Annotated in this window: 1 tRNA gene and 2 rRNA genes (1 of these 3 cut by a window edge); all 3 read right to left on the reverse strand. The window is 53.2% G+C overall.

From position 1 onward, the window contains the following. Window positions 1-22 precede the first annotated feature (22 nt). Window positions 23-99: transfer RNA gene (locus LQK84_RS24815), tRNA-Met, on the reverse strand. A gap of 175 nt (window positions 100-274) precedes the next feature. Beyond that, a 5S ribosomal RNA gene (gene rrf / locus LQK84_RS24820) occupies window positions 275-389 on the reverse strand. A 127-nt stretch (window positions 390-516) separates the two neighbouring features. Further along, a 23S ribosomal RNA gene (locus LQK84_RS24825) occupies window positions 517-2,500 on the reverse strand; it runs 900 nt beyond the window's last position.

A 2,500-nucleotide genomic window follows, 5' to 3' on the forward strand; every position in this document is an offset into this window, starting at 1 on the left:
TGGGCAGATTTACAAGTCTCAGTGGTTGCGGGGGCAGGATTTGAACCTGCGGCCTTCAGGTTATGAGCCTGACGAGCTACCGGGCTGCTCCACCCCGCGTTATATTTTGAGCGTAGATTACGCTTAGTCTGGATGTTGATCCAGGGGATTGGTTATTTTGAGGCTTGATTTTGGAGTTTTGCCTCAAAAGACAAACGCCGCGGAGGCGGCGTGATTGTTTTCCTCGTCGTTGCGAGGTTGCTGTGAATGAGAAGATATGAGTTGCATTTTATAGACCTGGCAGCGACCTACTCTCCCGCGTCTTGAGACGAAGTACCATTGGCGCTGGGGCGTTTCACGGCCGTGTTCGGAAAGGGAACGGGTGCAGCCACCCCGCAATAACCACCAGGTCAATAAAAGGCAACAAATGAGAAGCTGGATTTGATTTTGTGACGCGCCAACCTCAAGGTTTTGAGCCTTGAGGGGTTAAAACATGCTTGAAGCGCTTGGCTTCAAGATGCGCATTGATCAATGAGAACGATCAAGCCTATCGAGCTATTAGTACTGGTAAGCTTCACATGTTACCATGCTTCCACACCCAGCCTATCAACGTGGTCGTCTTCCACGGCTCTCAGGGAATACTCGTTTCGAGGTGGGTTTCCCGCTTAGATGCCTTCAGCGGTTATCCCTTCCATATATAGCTACCCTGCTATGCCCTTGGCAGGACAACAGGTCCACCAGAGATATGTCCATCCCGGTCCTCTCGTACTAGGGACAGATCCTCTCAATATTCCTACACCCACGGCAGATAGGGACCGAACTGTCTCACGACGTTCTGAACCCAGCTCACGTACCGCTTTAATTGGCGAACAGCCAAACCCTTGGGACCTGCTCCAGCCCCAGGATGCGATGAGCCGACATCGAGGTGCCAAACAACCCCGTCGATATGGACTCTTGGGGGTCATCAGCCTGTTATCCCCGGCGTACCTTTTATCCGTTGAGCGATGGCCCTTCCACGCGGGACCACCGGATCACTATGACCGACTTTCGTCTCTGCTCGACTTGTCAGTCTCGCAGTCAGGCGGGCTTATGCCATTGCACTCGACGACCGATTTCCGACCGGTCTGAGCCCACCATCGCGCGCCTCCGTTACTCTTTCGGAGGCGACCGCCCCAGTCAAACTACCCACCATACACTGTCCCGGGCCCGGATAACGGGTCGCGGTTAGACATCCACGAAGATAAGGGTGGTATTTCAAGGATGGCTCCACACGAACTGGCGTCCATGCTTCAAAGCCTACCACCTATCCTACACATGCCTTGGCGAATGCCAGTGTAAAGCTATAGTAAAGGTGCACGGGGTCTTTCCGTCTAACCGCAGGAACCCCGCATCTTCACGGGGAATTCAATTTCACTGAGTCTATGTTGGAGACAGCGGGGAAGTCGTTACGCCATTCGTGCAGGTCGGAACTTACCCGACAAGGAATTTCGCTACCTTAGGACCGTTATAGTTACGGCCGCCGTTTACTGGGGCTTCGATTCAAAGCTTGCACCTCTCCTCTTAACCTTCCAGCACCGGGCAGGCGTCAGACCCTATACGTCGTCTTGCGACTTCGCAGAGCCCTGTGTTTTTGATAAACAGTCGCTACCCCCTGGTCTGTGCCACCCCATCACACTTGCGTGCAAAGGGGTCACGCTTCTTCCGAAGTTACGCGTGCAATTTGCCGAGTTCCTTCAACATAGTTCTCTCAAGCGCCTTGGTATACTCTACCTGACCACCTGTGTCGGTTTCGGGTACGGTCTATACGGTGGAGCTATTTCCTGGAACCGCTTCCCCGCACAATCAATCCAATAAGACTGTACGAGTTACGCAATCCGTCACTACCACCAGGCCCACGAATATTAACGTGGTTCCCATCGACTACGCGTTTCCGCCTCGTCTTAGGGGCCGGCTAACCCTGCTCAGATTAACTTTAAGCAGGAACCCTTGGTCTTTCGGCGAGGGAGTCTCTCACTCCCTTTATCGTTACTCATGTCAACATTCGCACTTCCGATACCTCCAGGAGCCCTCACGGGTCTCCCTTCACAGGCTTACGGAACGCTCCGCTACCACGTGCAGTAAACTGCACATCCTCAGCTTCGGTGCATGGCTTTAGCCCCGTTACATTTTCGGCGCAAAGACCCTTATTTAGACCAGTGAGCTGTTACGCTTTCTTTAAATGATGGCTGCTTCTAAGCCAACATCCTGGTTGTTTTGGGATCCTCACATCCTTTCCCACTTAGCCATGACTTGGGGACCTTAGCTGGAGGTCAGGGTTGTTGCCCTTTTCACGACGGACGTTAGCACCCGCCGTGTGTCTGCCGACTAGTACTCCTCGGTATTCGGAGTTTGGTTAGGATCAGTAAGACGGTGAGTCCCCATAGCCCATCCAGTGCTCTACCCCCGAGGGTATTCGGTCGACGCTCTACCTAAATAGATTTCGCGGAGAACCAGCTATCTCCGAGTTTGATTGGCCTTTCAC

This window comes from Rhizobium sp. C4, from assembly GCF_021026315.1.
Classification (GTDB): domain Bacteria; phylum Pseudomonadota; class Alphaproteobacteria; order Rhizobiales; family Rhizobiaceae; genus Ensifer_A.